Annotated in this window: 17 protein-coding genes; 7 read left to right on the top strand and 10 right to left on the bottom strand. The window is 56.5% G+C overall.

The genetic code is table 11. The annotated features are described in order from the left end of the window. Positions 1-33: 33 nt before the first annotated feature. Positions 34-879: a HalD/BesD family halogenase gene (locus tag AC2FIZ_RS01450; protein ID WP_142633288.1), complete on the bottom strand. Its 846-nt coding sequence runs from the start codon at positions 877-879 to the stop codon at positions 34-36. Positions 880-1,301: 422 nt separating this feature from the next. On the opposite strand from AC2FIZ_RS01450, the gene AC2FIZ_RS01445 reads away from it, so the two are divergent. The 4 genes from AC2FIZ_RS01445 (at position 1,302) to AC2FIZ_RS01430 (ending at position 5,050) form a co-directional block, all read left to right on the top strand. Beyond that, positions 1,302-3,053 carry an acetolactate synthase 3 large subunit gene (locus tag AC2FIZ_RS01445; RefSeq protein WP_271947532.1) on the top strand — a complete coding sequence of 584 codons (1,752 nt, stop codon included), beginning with the start codon at positions 1,302-1,304 and terminating at the stop codon, positions 3,051-3,053. Between the two features lie 8 nt (positions 3,054-3,061). After that, positions 3,062-3,454, top strand: coding sequence for a hypothetical protein (locus tag AC2FIZ_RS01440; protein WP_271947534.1), 393 nt, complete (start codon positions 3,062-3,064; stop codon positions 3,452-3,454). 6 nt (positions 3,455-3,460) lie between these two features. Next, positions 3,461-4,021: an acetolactate synthase small subunit gene (gene ilvN, locus AC2FIZ_RS01435; RefSeq protein ID WP_142633282.1), complete on the top strand. Its 561-nt coding sequence runs from the start codon at positions 3,461-3,463 to the stop codon at positions 4,019-4,021. 285 nt (positions 4,022-4,306) lie between these two features. Continuing rightward, complete coding sequence (locus tag AC2FIZ_RS01430) at positions 4,307-5,050, top strand: helix-turn-helix domain-containing protein (protein ID WP_496790481.1); 744 nt, start codon at positions 4,307-4,309, stop codon at positions 5,048-5,050. A 16-nt stretch (positions 5,051-5,066) separates the two neighbouring features. Here AC2FIZ_RS01430 and AC2FIZ_RS01425 read toward each other — a convergent pair whose 3' ends face one another. From AC2FIZ_RS01425 to prfB, 4 genes are all read right to left on the bottom strand, one after another. Beyond that, positions 5,067-5,846, bottom strand: coding sequence for a DUF2189 domain-containing protein (locus tag AC2FIZ_RS01425; protein ID WP_496790480.1), 780 nt, complete (start codon positions 5,844-5,846; stop codon positions 5,067-5,069). A gap of 29 nt (positions 5,847-5,875) precedes the next feature. Continuing rightward, entirely contained in the window at positions 5,876-7,270 is a 1,395-nt protein-coding gene (locus AC2FIZ_RS01420; protein ID WP_281994480.1) for an amidase, read from the bottom strand. A gap of 94 nt (positions 7,271-7,364) precedes the next feature. Next, positions 7,365-8,057: a M50 family metallopeptidase gene (locus AC2FIZ_RS01415; RefSeq protein ID WP_496790478.1), complete on the bottom strand. Its 693-nt coding sequence runs from the start codon at positions 8,055-8,057 to the stop codon at positions 7,365-7,367. A 14-nt stretch (positions 8,058-8,071) separates the two neighbouring features. Next, positions 8,072-9,199 carry a peptide chain release factor 2 gene (gene prfB / locus AC2FIZ_RS01410; protein ID WP_142633271.1) on the bottom strand — a complete coding sequence of 376 codons (1,128 nt, stop codon included), beginning with the start codon at positions 9,197-9,199 and terminating at the stop codon, positions 8,072-8,074. Positions 9,200-9,276: 77 nt separating this feature from the next. Between prfB and AC2FIZ_RS01405 the strand changes: the two genes are divergently transcribed. Beyond that, positions 9,277-10,110 carry an aminoglycoside phosphotransferase family protein gene (locus tag AC2FIZ_RS01405; protein WP_281971945.1) on the top strand — a complete coding sequence of 278 codons (834 nt, stop codon included), beginning with the start codon at positions 9,277-9,279 and terminating at the stop codon, positions 10,108-10,110. On the opposite strand, the gene AC2FIZ_RS01400 is transcribed toward AC2FIZ_RS01405, so the two are convergent. From AC2FIZ_RS01400 to AC2FIZ_RS01390, 3 genes are all read right to left on the bottom strand, one after another. Next, positions 10,104-12,593 carry a penicillin-binding protein 1A gene (locus tag AC2FIZ_RS01400; protein ID WP_281971944.1) on the bottom strand — a complete coding sequence of 830 codons (2,490 nt, stop codon included), beginning with the start codon at positions 12,591-12,593 and terminating at the stop codon, positions 10,104-10,106. The genes AC2FIZ_RS01405 and AC2FIZ_RS01400 overlap by 7 nt on opposite strands. A gap of 95 nt (positions 12,594-12,688) precedes the next feature. Then, positions 12,689-13,909, bottom strand: coding sequence for an N-acetylmuramoyl-L-alanine amidase (locus AC2FIZ_RS01395; protein WP_142633265.1), 1,221 nt, complete (start codon positions 13,907-13,909; stop codon positions 12,689-12,691). Between the two features lie 66 nt (positions 13,910-13,975). Then, positions 13,976-15,139 (bottom strand): pyridoxal phosphate-dependent aminotransferase, encoded by a 1,164-nt coding sequence (locus tag AC2FIZ_RS01390; protein ID WP_271947547.1) that lies wholly within the window; start codon positions 15,137-15,139, stop codon positions 13,976-13,978. Between AC2FIZ_RS01390 and AC2FIZ_RS01385 the strand changes: the two genes are divergently transcribed. Both AC2FIZ_RS01385 and AC2FIZ_RS01380 read left to right on the top strand, forming a co-directional pair. After that, on the top strand, positions 15,138-16,520 hold the full coding sequence (locus AC2FIZ_RS01385) for a M48 family metalloprotease (protein WP_281994477.1): 1,383 nt from the start codon (positions 15,138-15,140) through the stop codon (positions 16,518-16,520). The genes AC2FIZ_RS01390 and AC2FIZ_RS01385 overlap by 2 nt on opposite strands. Then, complete coding sequence (locus AC2FIZ_RS01380; protein WP_271947549.1) at positions 16,517-17,275, top strand: DsbA family protein; 759 nt, start codon at positions 16,517-16,519, stop codon at positions 17,273-17,275. Before AC2FIZ_RS01385 ends, AC2FIZ_RS01380 begins: the two co-directional genes overlap by 4 nt. 39 nt (positions 17,276-17,314) lie before the next feature. On the opposite strand, the gene AC2FIZ_RS01375 is transcribed toward AC2FIZ_RS01380, so the two are convergent. Continuing rightward, a complete protein-coding gene (locus tag AC2FIZ_RS01375) occupies positions 17,315-18,736 on the bottom strand; it encodes a pectate lyase family protein (RefSeq protein ID WP_142633256.1) in 1,422 nt (473 codons plus the stop codon). Between the two features lie 305 nt (positions 18,737-19,041). Next, positions 19,042-20,163: a flavodoxin-dependent (E)-4-hydroxy-3-methylbut-2-enyl-diphosphate synthase gene (ispG, locus tag AC2FIZ_RS01370; protein WP_142633254.1), complete on the bottom strand. Its 1,122-nt coding sequence runs from the start codon at positions 20,161-20,163 to the stop codon at positions 19,042-19,044. Between the last annotated feature and the right edge of the window lie 28 nt (positions 20,164-20,191).

Raw genomic sequence — 20,191 nt, 5'->3', positions numbered from 1 at the left:
GCGGGCAACGGGCGAGAGCACTCTTAGTTACCGTCAATCCAGAAGGGCGTCGCGCCGGACTCCTTCCTTGTCATGGTGATGCTGAAGAACACGCCCATATAACTGACGGGTCCGTTCCACCCCACCGCACATGCCTTCGGTTTCGACAAAAGAAAAGATCCCGACATAACGTCTGCGCTCTCCTTTCACGGGAGCGACCCGGTGCAAGGAATAGCGCCCTTTGAAAATCTGCAGATCCCCTGGGTTCAACACCAACTGGTGCACCCGTGTCCGATCACCGCCCAGAACCGCAGAAACAGCCGCGAAATTCTCATCCTCGGCGCTTCGCAGGTTGGGGGCATATTCGAATTCACCACCGAATTCTCCATTCTGAATGGCCAGCGTCACGGTGTAGTTGTTGGTGTCAAAATGCCAGGGAAACCCCTGCCCTTCTTCGACCACGTTGATGATGACATCAGCCAAAGGATCATCGTAGCGAAAGAACCGGTCTTCGGACTCGTTCAATGCCGTTCGAATGAAAGGTAAAAAACCAGCGAACTCATAAATACGTCGCAGCGGTCCGGATTTGGAAAAACTGTCCGCTGGCACAAAGGCATTCGACCGATCATAAAATCGACGCACCGGATGGCTTGGCGCCAATGCCGGGTCGTCTTTGGTGAAATACGGATTCGTTCGGCTAAATGACCTATGTGCACCAACGGCAGTCTTATCAGCTTCTTTCAGCAAACGCGCCACGCCATCCTCGTGTACGAAACCTGGAAGAACAGCACAGCCGTCCCGATCCAGCTCGCGCCTCAGATCACCTATCAGCTGCTCATATGCCCATGAACCGGGGCGGTCTATCGGGTATCGCCCGAGATCAACCAGATCCTGCAACATGTTCGGCCTCCCTCGCCACTGCAATTAAGTCCAGCGTGACTCAGCCTAAAATCACGATCATGCCCGTTTCGGACATCGGCATGACGCATTTCGACACTTCCGTGCCACTCGCCAAGCATTGCAAAGGGGCGAAAATCCCGAAAGTTCCGAACATGCGTCAAAATGCGCAATAAAATGTCGCAAAATACCACCCAGAAGTTAGAAAATTGGTGTAATTGCCTGTTGACGCCCCTTTCCACCGCCCATAATGTCCAACCCACGCAAAAAGGAGCCTCTGGCGATGAGAACGCTAGTCGCAATCGTAGGAACCACGCGCATGGGCCGGTAACGGTAAACCATAATCGAACCCATGCGCCTCCGAAAATCTCGGGGGCTTTTTTTATGCGAAACGCAAGACACATGTCGCGAACGGAGCAAAGCAGATGACACGTGAGATGACCGGCGCAAAGATGGTAGTTCAGGCCCTCAAGGATCAGGGCGTGGACACGGTATTCGGATACCCCGGTGGCGCCGTGCTACCGATCTATGACGAGATCTTTCTGCAAAACGACATTCGCCACATTCTGGTGCGTCACGAACAGGGTGCGGTTCACGCCGCCGAAGGCTATGCCCGCTCGACCGGCAAGCCCGGCGTTGCACTTGTGACCTCGGGCCCCGGCGCTACCAATGCGGTGACCGGGCTGACAGATGCGCTTCTGGACTCGATCCCGATTGTTGTTCTGACCGGACAGGTTCCAACCTTCATGATCGGCTCGGACGCCTTTCAGGAGGCTGATACTATTGGCATCACCCGCCCCTGCACCAAACATAACTGGCTGGTAAAGGACACGAATTCGCTGTCCGATACCCTGCACGAGGCGTTCCATGTCGCCACCTCGGGCCGCCCTGGTCCGGTTCTGGTCGATATCCCCAAAGACGTTCAGTTCGCTACCGGTGACTATAGCGCCCCAAAGCCCTCGACCTCGCACTACCAACCGATAGTGAAGGGCGATCTGGAAGAGATCACCGAGTTGGTTGCTGCGATTGAGACCGCCAAGAAACCCGTCTTTTACACCGGCGGCGGCGTCATCAATTCGGGCCCGGCAGCCAGCCAGTTGCTGCGGGAACTGGTAGACGCAACAGATTTCCCGATCACTTCGACCCTGATGGGTCTGGGCGCCTATCCGGCGTCGGGCAAAAACTGGCTTGGTATGCTGGGCATGCACGGGTTGTATGAGGCCAATCTGGCGATGCATGATTGCGATCTGATGATCAATATCGGCGCTCGTTTTGATGACCGCATCACTGGACGGATCGACGCGTTCTCGCCCGATTCCAAAAAAGCGCATATCGACATCGACCCGTCTTCGATCAACAAGGTGATCCGCGTTGATATCCCGATTGTTGGCGATGTGGCCCACGTTCTTGAGGATATCCTCAAGGTCTGGAAATCGCGCGGTCGCAAGACCAACACCGCAGCTATTGCGAAATGGCAGGAACAGATCGGCGAATGGCGCAAGGTGAACTGCCTTGCCTATACCAACAGCGAAAAGACCATCAAACCGCAATACGCGCTGCAACGCCTTGAAGAACTGACTAAAAAGCATGACCGTTACATCACGACCGAGGTTGGCCAACACCAGATGTGGGCCGCTCAATACCTTGGCTTCGAAGATCCCAACCGCTGGATGACCTCAGGTGGTCTGGGCACGATGGGTTACGGATTCCCGGCCTCGATCGGTGTTCAGATGGCACATCCCGACGCGCTGGTGATCAACGTGGCTGGTGAGGCCTCGTGGCTGATGAACATGCAGGAAATGGGCACCGCAACGCAGTATCGCCTGCCGGTGAAACAGTTCATCCTGAACAACGAACGCTTGGGCATGGTGCGCCAGTGGCAGGAACTGCTGCATGGCGAACGGTATTCGCATTCCTGGTCCGAAGCGCTGCCTGATTTCGTCAAGCTCGCCGAGGCGTTTGGCGCCAAGGGTATCTTGTGTTCTGACCCCGCCGATCTGGACGATGCGATCATGGAGATGATCAACTATGACGGCCCCGTGATCTTCGACTGTCTGGTCGAAAAGCACGAGAACTGCTTCCCCATGATCCCGTCTGGCAAGGCCCACAACGAGATGCTGCTGGGCGAGGCCGAGACGCAGGGCGTGATCGATAGCAAAGGTTCGGTTCTGGTATGACAGCGCAGATGATCAGTTTTGACGCAACGCGCTTCCAGCCTACCCCGGACGAGTTGAACGAAGAATCTGATGATTTCATCAATCCGGATGTGTTTGGCAAGGAACTCAGCATCTTTCTGAGTGAAGAGCTTGCCGCATCCGGGTTTGAGGTTTCCTTCGCCTGTGCCGAGGACTGGGGATGGTATCACGAAATTGATCACGACGAGCCGTTTGCCCTGGTTTTCGGCTGCTCAAACTATGGTGATGGCCATCTGGTTCAGTTCTCACCAAAGACCGAGCATGTGAGAAAGATGTTCAAGAAATACCACGCAGCCCCCAAGGTGGATGCATTGCGTGGCGCAATTTGGAAAATTCTGGAGAATGCCGAAGGTGTATCGAACCTTCGCTACGAAGAGGACTAGCTCAGCATGTCTGCCCTACATATCAAAAAAGGCTCCACCCGCCATTCGGCCTATAACCTACGACCCACGTTTTCCGACGTACAGGAACGCCATACCATCGCAGTTCTGGTCGAGAATGAACCGGGGGTTCTAGCCCGCGTCATCGGCCTGTTCTCGGGCCGTGGTTATAACATCGAAAGCCTGACCGTCGCCGAGGTGGACCATACCGGCCATCTCAGCCGCATCACCATCGTCACCACCGGCACCCCGCAGGTGATCGAACAGATCAAGGCGCAGCTGGGCCGGATCGTATCGGTACGCGACGTGCATGACCTGACGGTCGAAGGCGCGTCGGTCGAGCGGGAATTGGCCATCATCAAGGTGGTCGGCGACGGCGACAAGCGGGTCGAGGCGCTGCGTCTGGCCGATATTTTCCGTGCCAATGTCGTGGACAGCACGTTGAATTCGTTCATTTTTGAGATCACCGGCGCACCTGACAAGATCGACGCCTTTGCCGATCTGATGCGCCCGCTGGGTCTGATCGAAATCGCCCGGACCGGCGTTGCAGCCCTGTTGCGCGGCGATTGACCAAAACTGCCCCGCCGGCGCATCCAGTTGGCGGCGGGGTATCGGCAATACCCAATTTGCAAGATCACAATACGCCAAACGTGAACATCAACGTCACATTTGCCTAAAAAGTTTAAGCTAAATCAGAATTAACCTATTGCGTCTATGCATCATCGCGTTAGCCTTTAAGGGTAGCGCGGCGTTGGGATGCGTCCGCTGGGTCATCTGTACGATTTCAGACAGCGCCTGGTTTGTTAGCCAGTTGTGTCGCGGTTATTCGGAATACACACAAGTACCGGGACGAAAATGACGAACGACAGCCGCAGCCCCGACGACCTACGCAGGATGTTCGGCGCCAATCTGCGAACTCTTGCTGGACAATATAATTCAGTTTCCGAGCTGTGCCGCCAGCTTGGAGTGAACCGAACTCAGTTCAATCGCTATCTTGGCGGCGAAAGCTTTCCCCGACCCGATGTCCTTGACCGAATATGCCGCTTTTTTGATGTTGATGCTCGGATTTTGCTCCATCCCTTGGATCAGATTGACCAACCGTCCAAGCACCCGGCTGCCGTCGCCCTGACCGAGTTTCTGGGATCCACCCCAGCCACCCTGACTGAAATTCTGTTTCCCGGCGGGTTCTATTATGCGACCGAGACAGAACTTGATGGCACAAAACCCCTGAGACACAGGCTTTTTCACGCCAAAAGGTTACCGCAATGTACTTTGGTTAGAGGGTTTGAACCAATTTCCGAGACACCCGGAGCATCAGTCGCAGAGCGCGAAGTACAGGGTATCGTGGCCTGTGCCGGGCGGCAGATTTATATGCTCATGTCCTGTCGTGCGTCTCAGAAAAGCAGGATCTATCTGGTGACACGTGGAATTGAAAATCAAACAGACTGTTGGCGCGGTGTCGCAATTTGCCTGTCAAAAACTACAGCTACCGCAACGACGACACGGCGGATATTGCTCAGACATCTAGGGGACGACACCTCGACAGTCCTGGCCGCCGCGCGCATTGCACGCCGACCAGAAGCCATGGCCCGCGCTTGACGACGATCCTGCCGTGTTAACCCGCACTTTCCCCGCCCTGAGAGATCAGCCAGTAAAGGTGCCAACTGGCGTGCCCCAATAGCGGCATTACGATCAACAAGCCGAAAAACCAGGGAATCATTGCGGCAAACGTCAGAACCGCAATCAGCGCGCCCCACCCCAGCATCAATCTGCGGTTTGCGGCCACATAGCTATAGCTGGCAATCATTGCGGTCACAAAATCCAGCTCTCGGTCCAAAAGCATCGGAATTGAAAGCACCGTGATCATGTAGAGGATGGTCACAAAAATCGCACCAACAGCTGTTCCAACCGCCAACATCGTCAACCCGTTTGATGTAAGGAACACCTCAAGGGACGAAGACACATTGGTCATGGTCGATAGCCCCATAAAAAGGGCAAAGATCATGTGGCCAAGAAAGAACCAGAACAGAAACATCACAACAATGATGGCGCAGATCGAAGGTAACTGACGGCGGCTTTGACCCAGGATTACGCCAAATATGGCCCGAGGATCCAAACCTTCACCCTCTTGAATGCGCCGCGATACCTCATACAGCCCCACCATGGCAAAGGGGCCCAGCATCGGGAAACCGATTGCGGCCAAAATCAGCCAATAGGTCGTTCCTGTCGTGAGAGTGACCCAAACCATCAGCCAACCCATCAAAACATAAAACCCGGAAAAGAGCAGCCCAAAGAGCGGAGCGCGGCGAAAATCGCTCCAGCCTCGCCTTAGGGCCTCGTGCAGCATTTCGACATCTACCCGCCCCATGTTCGGAACACCAAACTGTTTGTCCATGGCTTTTATCCTTCGTATCCGGTCGATTTTCAGGCGGGTCGTTTTTGCGGCCAACTGGTGGCAGAATGATATGCAGATCCGATGGACAAAATGCGAGAATCCGCTCCGCGCGGACCAAAGATCTGCATCCCCATCGGCAAGCCTTCGGATCCAAATCCAACAGGAACCGAGAGGCAAGGCAGTCCGATCAGGCTGACCGGCACCACGACCTGCATCCAACGGTGATAGGTATCCATCCGGGTGCCGTTGATTTCGGTGGGAAATGCAAGCTGCAAGTCGAATGGCCAGACCTGGGCCGACGGCAGGATAAGCGCATCATAGTCCTGGAAAACTTCGGTCGCACGTCGGAACCACTCGGTTCGCACAACACTGGCACGATGGACCTGCATCGCTGTCAGCGCCAGACCGCGGTCCAGTTCCCATTGCGCAGTGTCCTTCAGTGACGCGCGGTGTTCTGTCAGAGACGCAAGACCGGCGGCCACGCTCCACGAACGCAATGTAATCCAGCTATTCCACATCTGGTCTGCGTCAAAGGGCGGTGTGAGGGGTTCGACCTTGGCCCCGAGTTGAGTGAACACCTCGAGCGCGTCACAGCATACCTCGCGGATACCAGGTTCGAATGGAAAGGCTCCGCCCCAGTCATCCAACCACCCGATACGCATTCCGGTCAGATCAGCGGGTTGGACCGGAGACACGCTTTCCCCCGGATGACCCAAAGGTTGAGACGGATGAGTGCCGCTGATCACATCAAGCAATAGACCAATATCTTCGGGGCTCCGCGCCATCGGGCCCAATGTAGAAAGCTGGTGCAAGTACCCGTCACCGTCGGGTTCATTTGGCACCCGTCCCCAACTGGGCCTGAAGCCATAGACGTTGTTCCATGCCGCAGGGTTGCGCAGGCTGCCCATCATGTCAGACCCATCGGCCAGCGCCACCATGCCAGACGCCAGCGCGACCGCTGCTCCACCGGATGAACCGCCGCAAGTACGCTCGGGGTCATATGGATTGCATGTCACGCCATATACTGGATTGAACGTATGTGAGCCCAACCCGAATTCCGGGGTATTGGTTTTACCGATCAGGATTGCCCCGGCCTCTTTCATCCGCTGGGCTAACAGATCGTCTGTTTCCGGAATGAACCCATTCAGGATTGGTGATCCTTGGGACGAAACCACGCCCGCAACATTCACCAAGTCTTTGACGGCAATCGGCAGACCATGCAGCGGACCACGGTTTGGTCCGGCATCAACAGCACGGGCCTCGGCCATCAAATCATCAGGATCACGCATCGCCACGATTGCATTCAGGCGCTCGTTCACTGCGCCGATCCGCTCTAGCGTCAGTTGCATCAGTTCAGCCGCCGATAAACGCCCAGAGGACAATGCACTCAACAATTCGGCTGCTGTTATTTGGCCTAGATCCATCCCTGGGCTCCACCTTTTTGGTCAGCCTAGCCGGAGCGTATCCTCATTTAAACCCTCAGTTTGAATGCATCTTTTTACCAAAGACCACCCGAGGTCACTTGGATCGAGACCCAAAATGCAAATTGCTGTCGTGCCCAAGAAAGTGTTTTACGCACAAAAGGATGGAAAGGACGCTTAACACAAGCCAGATCCCGCCCCACATCATGGTCGTGCCGCCGAATTCTTGGGCCAGCATGTAGGCATCCGAGCGGACACCCGAGCGCCGGATCGTGTCATCAAAGATATCATAAGGCACATAGATCACGCTGGTCAGCCCGATCACGCGTAAAGCCAGATCACAGATCGGCCGACTTAGATAGAACGCCATGCCGATCATTACCGCCCCAACACCTGCACAAAACGCCATGGCAAAGGGATCGCGAACATAAAGCGCTGTTACCAACAGCATCACGCCGCCAAATCCACCCAGCACCGCCCGGTCCCAATGCGTGCGCAATGCTATCAGCAACAACCCCATCCCTAGCGCCAGCGACCCGAGATAACCGGCGGACAGGCTGAAGAATCTTTGCCCACCACGCGCTGTGACAAGACCACCCTGCTGCGGTGAGATCGAGAAGCTCTCGACCGAACCACCGGTTAGGACGACGGTTATCGCGTGCGACAGCTCGTGCAGGAAAACGATGAGTATCTTCAGAGGCACCACAATCGGCGTAGACCAGAACACAAACACCAAAGCGACAAGCGCAATCAGTTGCCAATGTCCTTTGATCAGCTTCATCATGGGCATCGAACGCGCTGCTATCAGCCTTCGCCCTGCGCTTCGGAACGGCTTTTTCCGGCCACGTTCAAGGCCAGCGTGGCGGCCATGAACCCGTCAAGATCCCCATCCAAAACCCCCTTGGTATCCGAGGTTTCATGGTTGGTCCTCAGGTCCTTCACCATTTGGTAAGGCTGCAGAACATACGACCGAATCTGGTTGCCCCAGCCCGCATCGCCCTTTGCCTCGTGGGCTGCATTGATGTCAGCATTGCGGCGGTCCAGCTCTTGCTGGTACAGGCGGGATTTCAGCGCTTTCATCGCAATATCACGGTTCTGGTGCTGGGATTTCACGGATGATGTAACAACGATCCCGGTCGGGATATGCGTGATCCGCACGGCCGAGTCTGTCGTGTTCACGTGCTGACCCCCGGCCCCCGAGGACCGGTAGGTGTCGATGCGAATCTCGGACGGGTTGACCTCGATCTCGATATTGTCGTCCACCACCGGGTAAACCCAGACCGAACTGAACGATGTATGCCGTTTGGCCGCCGAGTCATAAGGTGAAATTCGCACCAGCCGATGCACGCCGCTTTCCGATTTCAGCCAGCCATAGGCGTTGTGGCCAGAAATTTTGTACGCCGCAGATTTAATACCCGCCTCTTCGCCCGAGGTCTCGGATTGCAGCTCGACCGTATAGCCCTTTTTCTCGGCCCAGCGGACATACATCCGCGCCAGCATCGAAGCCCAGTCGCAGCTTTCGGTGCCGCCTGCGCCCGAATTGATCTCGAGGAAGGTGTCGTTGCCGTCGGCCTCTCCGTCCAGCAGCGCCTCAAGCTCTTTCTTGGCGGCTTTGGCTTTTAGCTTTCTGATCGCCTCTTCAGCGTCGGTGACGACCTCTTCGTCCTCTTCCATCTCGCCCAGTTCGATCAATTCCATATTGTCGCTGAGGTCGGTTTTGATGGATTCATAGATTTCAATAGCATCGACCAGCATCTGCCGCTCGCGCATCAGTTTCTGCGCATTCTCGGGGTTGTCCCACAGGTTGGGATCCTCAACCCGGGCATTGAATTCCTCAAGGCGATGGGGTGCGGTTTCATAGTCCATGCGCTGCGCCAGCAGCTCTAGCGACTTTTCAATTTCCGCCACGGTATTCTGGGTTTCGGCGCGCATGGTTACGTCCCAACTTGCTCAATCAGGCCTGCGTGATAGCAAGAGCGTGGGGCCACCACAAGACAGCGGAGACCTGAATGCATATTGTTCCGGGTGATATCATGGATTGCTGGGGATTATGCCGTGCCGCTCTGATCGCCGAAGCCCAGCATGCGTTAGTCTGGAAAGTTCACGCGCGGGATTATGGGTCGGCCGCGCTAAAGTTATACCACCGCGCAGATCGCGGGAACGAAGCTGCTTCGACCAGGCTTTTGTCGCTTTGGCAGGATCGTGGCGCGGTTGCCATTTATGCCGAAGCGGGCAAAGCCGTATTGATGGAGTGGTTGGAGGGTCCGACACTGGGTGACATCGCGCGTGACGGAAACGCTGAAAGCGCGCTGCAGGTTTTCTCGGAGATGGCCCACCGCCTTCACCAAAAGCCCACGGTTGCGTTCGACGAGCTGCGACCGTTGCACGAGGTATTCAATCCACTGTTTGATTGCACGTTTGCCCGCGATTGCCCTGATGCACTACAACGCGATGTGATCCGCGCAACGGAACTGGCATCAAACCTTCTGACGAGCCAACCGCAGGTGGTGCCGCTGCATGGTGACCTTCACACCGATAACGTAATTCAAACGCCTTCAGGGGCACGGGTAATTGATGCAAAGGGGTATCTGGGCGATCCTGCTTTTGAACTTGCAAACGCATTGCGGCATCCCAAAGGTATGCCCGATCTGGTTCGCAGCCGCGACCAGATCGAACGCTGCCTCCAGCTTTACTCCGGAGCGTTAGGTGTGTCGCGGAAACGTCTTGCCCAATGGGCCGCTGCAAAAGGTGCGCTATCCATCATGTGGCGCGGCCACGGGACAGTTTCAGCTGCGCCCGAGGCAACGCTCTTGAACCTATTGTTGCGCGCGGCGGATCAGTAAAGCCCGCCGCCCTGCAAATCGCCCTGGCTGGCATTTGGGCCAACGGTGATGGTGTCGCCGGTCGACGTGGTCACCTGACGACCCGAGCTGTTGACCTCTTCAAACAGCGGCAGGTCGGAACCCATCGCAAAACCACCGTCATAGATGCGGTCGATAAAGCCGTCGGCGCCATCGCGGAAATACTCGGCCACGACAAAGTCTCCGGACGCATCAGATGGCAAGCGCGCGCCGCTGAACCGGTCGATTTTGATAAAGTGACCACCTGGGGGCACCTCGAACGGGCCTCCACCGTATTTCTCGACTGCGGTTTCCATGAAGCTTTGGAACACAGGTCCACACAAAGTGCCGCCATACGCGCCCCGGCCCATCGGGCGGGGGCGGTCATAGCCGATATAGCAGCCTGCAACAATGTTCGAGGTAAAGCCGATGAACCAGGCGTCTTTGGATTCGTTGGTTGTTCCGGTCTTCCCAGCGGTGGGCACAGGCAGATTGATAACGCTGGATGCCGTGCCGCGATCTACGACACCTTTCATCATCGACGTCAGCTGATAGGCGGTAATCGCATCCATGACCTGACTGCGGTTTGTCTCGATCGTGGGGGATTCATCAGGTTCCAGCCAGGCCGAATTACAATCCAGGCACTGGCGGTCATCGTGGCGATAGATTGTCTTGCCGAACCGATCCTGAATACGGTCAACCAGAGTGGGTTCAACCCGCTCGCCGCCATTTGCGAACATCGCATAGGCCGCAACCATCTTGTACAGCGTCGTCTCTTCGGACCCCAGCGAGTTGGCCAGGAAAGCACCCATCCGGTCATAAACGCCAAAGCGTTCCGCGTATCCGGCAACCACGGGCATCGTGACTTCTTGCGCCAGACGGATAGTCATCAGGTTCCGCGACTGTTCAATCCCGGTACGCAATGGCGTCGGCCCGTAGAATTTGTTGGTCGAATTCTTGGGTCGCCACAGGCCCTGCGGTGTGTTCACTTCGATCGGAGCGTCGACCACAATGGTCGCAGGGCTATACCCGCTGTCCAACGCAGCGGCATAGACGAAAGGCTTAAAGCTTGACCCGGGTTGACGCTGCGCCTGCGTGGCACGGTTGAACACAGAATCCTGATACGAGAATCCGCCCTGCATCGCCAAAACTCGGCCCGAGTTCACATCCATCGCAACAAAGCCGCCCTGAACCTCGGGGACCTGACGGGCGGACCATTGGCCTTCTTCCCCGGCCATCACCAGAATGACGTCACCGCGTTTGAAGTTGTCGAAGAAGCTGCCCTGCATCCACTTGATGTCCGAGCGCGGGATGATGCCGTCAGCCGGACCATTTTCAATGCCGACGGTCAGGGCCTGCTCACCGACATCCAGTACTACGGCGGGATACCACTGCGTAGGCAGAACCACATCACGGGGGATTTCCAGAATCGCCAAGGTCTCACGCCACTGCACCTCATCCGCCAGTATTTCTTCGGCGATCACTTCGTCGGTCCCGTGCCATTTTCCACGAGACCGGTCGTATTTCTGCAGCGCCTCGCGCAGGGCGTGCGCGGCTTTGACTTGCATTTCCTCGTCCACAGAGGCGCGGACAGTAAAACCACCTGTAAAGAACTCGCCCTCGCCGAAATCTTCGCTCAGCTGGCGGCGGATTTCGTCGGTGAAGTAATCCCGCGGCGGTAAGGCGGTGCGGAAACTTTCGAAATCACCATTCTGGACAGACCGCAAAGGCATCTCGACCTCGGCCTCATAGGTCGCCGTGTCGATATAACCGTTTTGGTTCATCTCGCGCAGCACGTAATTGCGCCGGTTCACAAGGCGTTCTTTCTGCCGAACCGGGTGATAATCCGACGGCGCCTTGGGCATAGCCGCCAAAGTGGCGGCCTCATGCGGAGCCAATTCCTGAAGGGTCTTGTTGAAATAGGTTTGCGCCGCTGCGGTTACACCATACGAGTTCTGGCCCAGAAAAATCTCATTCATGTACAGTTCTAGGATCTGTTCCTTATCCAGCGTATTCTCAAGCCGTGTGGCCAGGATGATCTCTTTGATCTTGCGCTCGGCCCGACGGTCCCCCGACAACAGGAAGTTCTTCATTACCTGCTGTGTGATCGTCGATGCACCCCGTACATTCTCGCCCTTGGATTTCACTGCCTCGACACCAGCGGCAATAATCCCGCGCGGATCATAGCCCTTATGGTTATAGAAATTTTTGTCTTCGGCCGAAATAAAGGCCTGCTTAACCAGTTCGGGGATTTCTTCTGACGGGGTGAACAGACGGCGTTCCTGCGCAAATTCGTCGATCAGCTGACCCTCGCCAGAATAAATCCGGCTGATCGTGGGCGGTTTGTACTGCGCCAGGGATTCGTGACTGGGCAGGTCGCGCCCATACATCCAGAACACCGCGCCGATAACCAGCGCAGCCATAAAAATACCCAAGGTCACGAGGCTGAATATCGCCCCGAAAATCGAAAGAATGAAACGGATCACGTTACTGCCTTTTGCTCGCGGTGCCGCCTATATAGTGTCGCACCTGTGCAGGGTCAAAACACCATGGCCAATAATAGCCGGTTTGCGCCACGGGGTCACTGTCCAATCAGGGATCGTTTTACCATATCGTCCTGGCGCCATTTCTCTAGCCCATCCCGAATACCGCGCGCCATTCCCATGCGCCACTCCTGATTTCGTATATTTTTCAAATCTCTAGGGCTGGAAAGGAAGCCAAGCTCAATCAGAACGGAAGGAATATCCGCTGCCTTCAGAACCGAAAATGAGGCGGTGCGAATTGGCTTGTTGTTCATCGGACCGCCCTGTTGCGTCATTCCATTCGCCAGCATTTGTGCCAACGCATCCGTACGCGGCCTGGTTTCCTGACGCGCAAGGTCCAGCAGAACATCTGCAACCTGATCATCCGCACCGCTCAGATCGACGCCCGAAATCAAATCACTGCGGTCGTGCCGCTCGGCCAGTTTGTGGCTTGCTACATCCGAGGCATCTTGAGACAGCGTATAAACGGCCGCGCCATGAGCCCGCCCTTCTGTCAGAATGTCGGCATGTATAGAGATGAACACATCTGCACCTGCACGGTGTGCCAATGCAATACGACGTTCAAGAGAAACGAACTGATCATCGGTCCGCGTCATCTCAACCTCGTATCCGCCCGTGCGCAATAGCATCTCGCGCAGCTCTCGGGCAAAGGTCAGCATCAGCGTTTTCTCATCATCACCGTCAACTTCGGCGCCGGGATCAATTCCTCCATGCCCGGGATCCAACATGACACGCAAAGTTCCGTTGCCCTGCCCCCTAGGCGTGACAGATGTTACCGCCGGTTCCGGCAAATCCCAGCCGGTTTGCCGGGGCGTGCCAGCGCTGGCTGCGAAACTGTCGAAATCTGTCCCTTGCAGCCCAAGCGTCAAATGCGCGGCCCCAGTCGCAGAGTCCACTCGCATATCCGCCGTCTCGACCATCAGAGGCGCGCCCAACTCTAGCACCATGCGGGACCAGCCCGGTACGTAAGAGCCGAACTGCACACCACTGATACGACCAGTCTGTAGAAAGCGGTCACGATCAAGACCGGTCCAGTCTACCTCCTGGAAATCCAGGATCATCCGATACGGGTCGCGCAGGGTAAAAACGCGATAAGGCACCCCCTGGCTAAGCCCAAGCTGGATGCTTACACCGGACCGCCCGTCATCAACAATCGAACTTTGGTCTGGCAAAACACGGGCGAGTGCGCTGAAATCCTGCGCAACGGCGGTACTGCCTAGCGCCCAGATCAGCGCGATGGCGTAGATAATTCTGCTCATGGCCTCAAGTTTTCCCGAGATCGATTGAAGCGCAGCCTACCCGACCCGCACTTGGATGTGAACGCTTTAGGCTTGGGCAGAAATCAAGCCCCGATCAGCCATGAAACGCTGAAGCCGCCGCAGCCCCTCTTCGATATCCCCAGTCGAACGTGCATAGGAAAAACGGATGGTGCCGTGCCCGCGCTGAGGATCGAAATCCAGCCCCGGAGTGACCGCCACGCCGACCTTATCCAAAATCTCAGCCGCAAAGGCACGGCTGTCGTCGGTCAGGTCAGACACATCGGCGTAGACATAGAATGCCCCATCAGGTGGCGCGATATTGGTGAAACCGGCTTTGGGCAGACCGTCCAGCATCAGCGCCCGGTTCCGCCGATAGACATTAAGATTGGCCTGCAATTCCTCATCACAATCCATCGCCGCCAGCGCTGCCACCTGGCTGGCGTGAGGCGCGCAGATAAACATGTTCTGCGCAATCCGCTCAACGACGCGCACATGATCCTCAGGCACAACCATCCAGCCAACGCGCCAACCTGTCATAGAGAAATACTTGGAGAATGAGTTGATCACATAGCACTCATCTGTCAGCTCCAGCGCGGTGACGGCTTTGGCTTCGTATTCCAGACCGTGGTAAATCTCATCACTGATGAAAGACGCACCCTGCCCCTGAGCGGCCTCGATCAGCGTCCCCATTGCGGAGCGATCCAGCATGGTGCCTGTCGGGTTGGCGGGCGAGGCCACCATCAGTCCCTGCAAATTTAGCCCTGCGAAATCGGCTGGCACCGGCTGCAGGCGGTGTTCCGGAGCGGTGGGCAGATCAACCGCGACCAGCCCCAGGGCCCGCAATATCTGCCGATATGACGGATAGCCGGGGGCCCCAATACCCACGCGATCCCCGCTGTCGAACAGCGCGGTGAACGCCAGCAGAAATCCGCCTGACGAACCGGGGGTTACCACCACCCGTTCGGGATTGAGATCGACATTATACCACTCGCCATACATCTGCGCGATCCGGCGGCGCAGTGCTGGCAGACCCAATGCAACGGTATATCCCAGCGGGCCTTGCTCCATTGCCTTAGCCAATGCCTCGGTCGCCCCTTTGGGTGCGCCGGTTCCAGGCTGGCCGACCTCCATGTGGATGATGTGGCGGCCAGCTTCTTCGGCTTTGCGGGCAGCCTCCATCACGTCCATCACGATGAACGGATCGACCCCGGACCGGGTTGAGTTTCGCATGGCCATCTCCCATGTTGCAATCATGGCTTTTGAACGCGTATCCAGGCTGGCGTCAATCCCAGCCCTGTTGCTGTTTGCAGTGACTTGGCTCGTAGGCGCTGTTCAGGCCCAAAGCCTGATCCGTGATCCAGATATTGAACACGGTCTGCGAGAGTTGGCCTTTCCCGTTCTGCGCGCCGCCGGTCTGAATACCAACCGGGTCCAGATACTGGTGGTCAATGACAGCACGTTCAATGCCTTCGTTCTGGATTACAATGCGATCTATCTGAACTATGGGCTAATTCTTTCAGTTGAAAGCCCCGAGATGTTGCAAGCGGTTATCGCACATGAGGCGGCCCATATCGCCAACGGGCACTTATCGCGCCGTTACGAAAACCTGAATGCAGCACGGCAAAAAGCCGGGCTTGGGACGGCTTTGGCACTGATTGCTGCAGCTGCTGGCGGCGGCGAGGCCGCATTCGGAATTGCAGCCGGTACTAATTCGGCAGCCCTGCGCAGCTTTCTTGGCCACACCCGCGCTGAAGAGTCCTCGGCGGATCGCAGCGCAGCAAGCTATTTACGTTGGGCCGGCATCTCGCCCAGTGGCATGGTGTCTCTGCACCGTAAATTCGCGGGGCAAGAGCTGTTAAACACGGTCAACCAGGACCCATACATGCGATCACACCCCACCAGCCGCGAGAGGCTGCGCGCCGCCGAGGCGTTTCTGGAAGAGTTCGGCGATAAAGCCAAACCCAGCCAGAATGCCGATTACTGGTTCGCAAGGGCGAAAGGTAAACTATCGGCCTTCATCCGCTCGCCCACATGGACGATGCGGCGCGCCAAAGAAGAAACCGCCCAGGACATACGACTGATGCGCGAGGCAGCAGCCCACCATCAAAACCGTGATCTAACCAAAGCGCGCGCTGCGATTGATGGTGCTTTGGCAATCCGGCCCAATGACCCCTATTACTATGACCTCAAAGGCCAGATCATGCTTGAAAACCGTCAAGTGGCTGATGCGGTAGCAGCATATGGCAAAGCCGTTGAATTGGCGCCGAATAACCCACTTATCCTGGCCGGATTCGGGCGGTCCCTGTTGGTTCAAGGTAAGACAGTGGAAGCCCTGACCATTCTTGAAAAAGCGCGGGCCAGAGATTTTCGTAACGCAAGATTGATGCAAGACCTGGGTGCAGCTTATGCCAAAACAGGCAATACTGGCATGGCATCGGCGGTTACAGCCGAAAGATATGCCCTGCAGGGCCGTTTGGATGACGCCGGTATTCACGCGAAACGCGCGGTTGCGCAGTTGCCGGTCGGATCACCGGGTTGGCAACGGGCCCAAGATGTGTTGATTGCGTTTGAACAAGCAAACAAGAGTAATTCGAAAAGGAAACGGAAATGATCCTCAGACACGCTGCACCAGCCCTTCTGGGGCTTTCCCTGATCGCAGGATCGGCGCAGGCCCTGGACCTGAGCCAGCTGACCGACGCCGAAAAACAACAATTCGGAGAGCAGGTACGCGAATACCTCCTGGAAAACCCCGAAGTCATCATCGAAGCGATCAACATTCTGGAACAACGCAACGCCGTGGAAGAAGCGCAGGCGGATAAAGAGCTTGTCGCCAGCAATGCTGATGAGCTTTTCAACGACGGGTACAGCTGGGTGGGCGGCAATCCGGACGGGGATATCACGTTGGTCGAGTTCATGGACTATCGCTGCGGATATTGCCGCCGTGCGGTTCCCGAAGTGGCCAGCCTGCTGGCCGAAGATGGCAATATTCGGCTTGTGATCAAAGAGTTTCCGATCCTCGGAGACGCGTCGATGATCTCATCCCGCTTTGCCGTTGCCGCCAAACATGTTGCCGGGGACGATGCCTATAAACAGGTTCACGATGCCCTGCTCGAATTCACCGGGGAACCGTCGCCGGTTACTTTGCGCCGTATCTCGGACGGGCTGGGTTTGGACAGTGACGCGATTCTGGCGGCAATGGACAGCGAACAGGTCACCGAGGAAATCCAAAAGACCCGTGAATTGGCGCAGCGGATGCAGATTTCGGGCACGCCTTCGTTTGTGCTGGGCACCGAAATGCTGCGCGGGTACCTGAAAGCAGATCAGATGCAGCAAATTGCGAATGCCGTTCGCGCCGAGCAAGGCTGATTTGGCAGGCCGGTTCCGCAACAGGAGCCGGCCATTCCGTCAGGGCATCGGGTCGCCAGCAAGGTGGCTTAGATATTCCTCTAGATTAGACCAGCCATCGCCGTCCCGGTCCGCCCAGACATCAGAGGGATCATTCGGGTCCAGGCCAGTCCGCCCTGTTTCCCAAGTATCAGACATTCCGTCCCGGTCAGTATCAACTGCCGCGTGAACAATGGGCAAATCCGGCCAACCTCCCACCTCGCCCGGATCGTTTATCCGATGTCCATCACAGCCGCGGACGTTTTCGATCACCATCGCATCCAGACTGTCCAAAGCTTGGTCATCCCCGTGCCGGGCCCCCACGGTTCCAAGAACGGTTTCGTATGTCGTGCTCACCTCGGCAGGTTCAACCGACAGCGGCTGGTGAGGTTCAGCCACAAGGAATTCGACCGCCGCATCATCCGCAATCTTGCCCTTCACTGATCTGTCGCATAGCAGCTCAATACGGCTGTCCAGATGCAGGTTATCTTGTTCGAAAACCGAGATGCTGAACCCTTTGTCCGCGCCATAAGGGAACACCTCGAATGCGGCGGGGGGCGGCCTGTTCCGTGTACTGGGGCCCGGCAGGACCACGTTTCCCACATAGGCGATCCATGTGTCGCCGTAATGGTTCCAGAACTCACCGAATTGCGAGGTCGCGTCGTAGAACACGTTGTTAATAATGTCGACTTGCCCAGATGGTGACGACTGGATGTCTGGATTTCTGTCGCGGTTATGGGCAAACAGGTTTTGATACAGGGTGACCCGCCCACATTGCCTTGCCGTTCCATCATCGGAACACAGCAGAGCACCTTTTGAATGCTTTCCCTTTGTATGGGTGGACTTATCCAGAGCCAGGGCTGAGATGCTGCGGGCTATCGTGATATCTTCGCTTGGCAGGTTTTCCGTTCCAACGCCCAGATTCTCATCCGTGGCAAATTGGATCGAGACACGGTCAACGTAGATATTCGAACTGCTCTCTATGGAAAGCCCGTCCACGTTCGACGAGGGCTTGTAACTGGGTCCAGGCCGAAATTTGAGGTTCCGCAGCAAAACGTCCTGCGCCTCAAAAATCATCAGGGGTGAATCCAGAACCTTGCCAAGTTTGATCTGCACCCCCTGTCCCGGCGCGGTCTGTCCGGAGATATAGGTGTTCGAAGCCACTTTCATCTGGGTGTCTACAGTGATCGTCCCTGAAATATCGAAAACGCAAACCCGTCCGGAGCCGTCATTTTCGACGCACTCACGCAGGCTGCCCGGTCCGGTATCGTCCAGGGTTGTGATATGAAACACTTCGCCGCCACGCCAACCCGTAGCGTTCTGCCCATATCCCACCGCACCGGGAAATGCGGGCTGATCGGCCACTACGCTATCTGCCACCATGAAACCCGAACACCCGGCGATCACTGCACCCAGGCCGAAGGCTTTCAAGTTACGGCGCATTGCATAAGCCCCCTGTTAGAGTCCGGACCGCAAAGATTGAGGGCCGAAGAGGCAGGAGACAATCTAATCTTCAAACGATCGCTTACTGGCATACGACTAAGAAACCCATGAAACAAAAACAACAAATCTAAGCGGGAATGAAAATCTCATTCCTCACAATAATGTGGACCAACATCGTCGCGTTTTCAATGAGGTGTCTGGGATTGGGGTCCACCAGATACACGCGGCCAATAACATGCAGGCCCTATGAATTGACCCTGCATGCCCGCCGATCTGGTCATTCAACGGCCAATCAAGCTGGAAAATTACTCAGCGGCTTCTTGCGCAGCGTCCAATTCAGCGGCCTTCTTCTCGACCTCTTCAACAATGTGGTCGACCATCTGATCGTTGGACATCTTGTGGCTGGCCTTGCCCGCCAGATACACCATACCCGATCCGGCACCGCCGCCGGTAAAGCCGACATCGGTCATCAACGCTTCGCCCGGGCCGTTCACGACACAGCCGATGATCGATAGGCTCATTGGTGTTTTGATATGTTCAAGACGCTGTTCCAACGCCTCGACTGTTTTGATCACATCGAACCCCTGCCGCGCACAAGAGGGGCATGAGATGATATTAACCCCGCGATGGCGCAAGCCCAGAGATTTCAGAATCTCGAACCCTACCTTGACCTCTTCGACAGGATCCGCAGACAGGCTGACGCGGATCGTGTCGCCAATGCCCATCCACAGCAGATTGCCCAGACCAATCGCCGATTTAATGGTGCCCGAAACCAGTCCTCCGGCCTCGGTAATACCCAGATGGATGGGGGCGTCCGTGGCCTCGGCGATGCCCTGATAGGCAGCTGCCGACAGGAAGACATCGCTGGCTTTCACGCTGATCTTGAATTCGTGGAAATCGTTGTCCTGAAGAATACGGATATGCTCTAGCCCGCTTTCAACCATCGCTTCGGGGCAAGGCTCGCCGTATTTCTCGAGCAGATGCTTTTCCAAGCTTCCCGCATTCACCCCGATCCGGATCGAGCAATTATGGTCACGCGCGGCCTGAATAACCTCTTTCACCCGACTTTCATTCCCAATGTTGCCAGGGTTGATCCGCAAGCATGCTGCGCCTGCCTCGGCGGCCTCGATCCCACGGCGATAGTGAAAGTGGATATCCGCCACGATAGGTACTGGACTTTCGCGCACGATCTCTTTCAGCGCCTTGGACGAGGCCTCATCCGGGACCGAAACGCGCACGATATCCGCACCCGCCTCTGCGGCGGCCTGCACCTGAGCCACAGTCGCCGCCACATCCGTCGTCAGCGTGTTGGTCATCGTCTGCACCGCAATCGGAGCGTCACCTCCGACGGGGACGTTTCCAACCATGATCTGACGAGATTTGCGGCGGTAGATATTGCGCCATGGGCGCACGTGATTAAGGGACATGTGGACGGGTCCAAGACTGTCTGAGTTG

It is taken from the genome of Ruegeria sp. CDSB022, from assembly GCF_059611145.1.
This window is presented reverse-complemented; position numbering and strand designations above follow the sequence as displayed.

What these genes read in the sequence shown, in the direction of transcription:
- AC2FIZ_RS01430 (WP_496790481.1), top strand. Translation starts at nt 4,307, where the DNA reads ATGACGAACGACAGCCGCAGCCCCGACGACCTACGCAGGATGTTCGGC.
- AC2FIZ_RS01380 (WP_271947549.1), top strand. Translation starts at nt 16,517, where the DNA reads ATGATCCTCAGACACGCTGCACCAGCCCTTCTGGGGCTTTCCCTGATC.
- AC2FIZ_RS01420 (WP_281994480.1), bottom strand. Translation starts at nt 7,270, where the DNA reads ATGGATCTAGGCCAAATAACAGCAGCCGAATTGTTGAGTGCATTGTCC.
- prfB (WP_142633271.1), bottom strand. Translation starts at nt 9,199, where the DNA reads ATGCGCGCCGAAACCCAGAATACCGTGGCGGAAATTGAAAAGTCGCTA.
- AC2FIZ_RS01395 (WP_142633265.1), bottom strand. Translation starts at nt 13,909, where the DNA reads ATGAGCAGAATTATCTACGCCATCGCGCTGATCTGGGCGCTAGGCAGT.
- AC2FIZ_RS01445 (WP_271947532.1), top strand. Translation starts at nt 1,302, where the DNA reads ATGACACGTGAGATGACCGGCGCAAAGATGGTAGTTCAGGCCCTCAAG.
- AC2FIZ_RS01425 (WP_496790480.1), bottom strand. Translation starts at nt 5,846, where the DNA reads ATGGACAAACAGTTTGGTGTTCCGAACATGGGGCGGGTAGATGTCGAA.
- AC2FIZ_RS01405 (WP_281971945.1), top strand. Translation starts at nt 9,277, where the DNA reads ATGCATATTGTTCCGGGTGATATCATGGATTGCTGGGGATTATGCCGT.
- ilvN (WP_142633282.1), top strand. Translation starts at nt 3,461, where the DNA reads ATGTCTGCCCTACATATCAAAAAAGGCTCCACCCGCCATTCGGCCTAT.
- ispG (WP_142633254.1), bottom strand. Translation starts at nt 20,163, where the DNA reads ATGTCCCTTAATCACGTGCGCCCATGGCGCAATATCTACCGCCGCAAA.
- AC2FIZ_RS01415 (WP_496790478.1), bottom strand. Translation starts at nt 8,057, where the DNA reads ATGCCCATGATGAAGCTGATCAAAGGACATTGGCAACTGATTGCGCTT.
- AC2FIZ_RS01375 (WP_142633256.1), bottom strand. Translation starts at nt 18,736, where the DNA reads ATGCGCCGTAACTTGAAAGCCTTCGGCCTGGGTGCAGTGATCGCCGGG.
- AC2FIZ_RS01390 (WP_271947547.1), bottom strand. Translation starts at nt 15,139, where the DNA reads ATGCGAAACTCAACCCGGTCCGGGGTCGATCCGTTCATCGTGATGGAC.
- AC2FIZ_RS01450 (WP_142633288.1), bottom strand. Translation starts at nt 879, where the DNA reads ATGTTGCAGGATCTGGTTGATCTCGGGCGATACCCGATAGACCGCCCC.
- AC2FIZ_RS01385 (WP_281994477.1), top strand. Translation starts at nt 15,138, where the DNA reads ATGGCCATCTCCCATGTTGCAATCATGGCTTTTGAACGCGTATCCAGG.
- AC2FIZ_RS01440 (WP_271947534.1), top strand. Translation starts at nt 3,062, where the DNA reads ATGATCAGTTTTGACGCAACGCGCTTCCAGCCTACCCCGGACGAGTTG.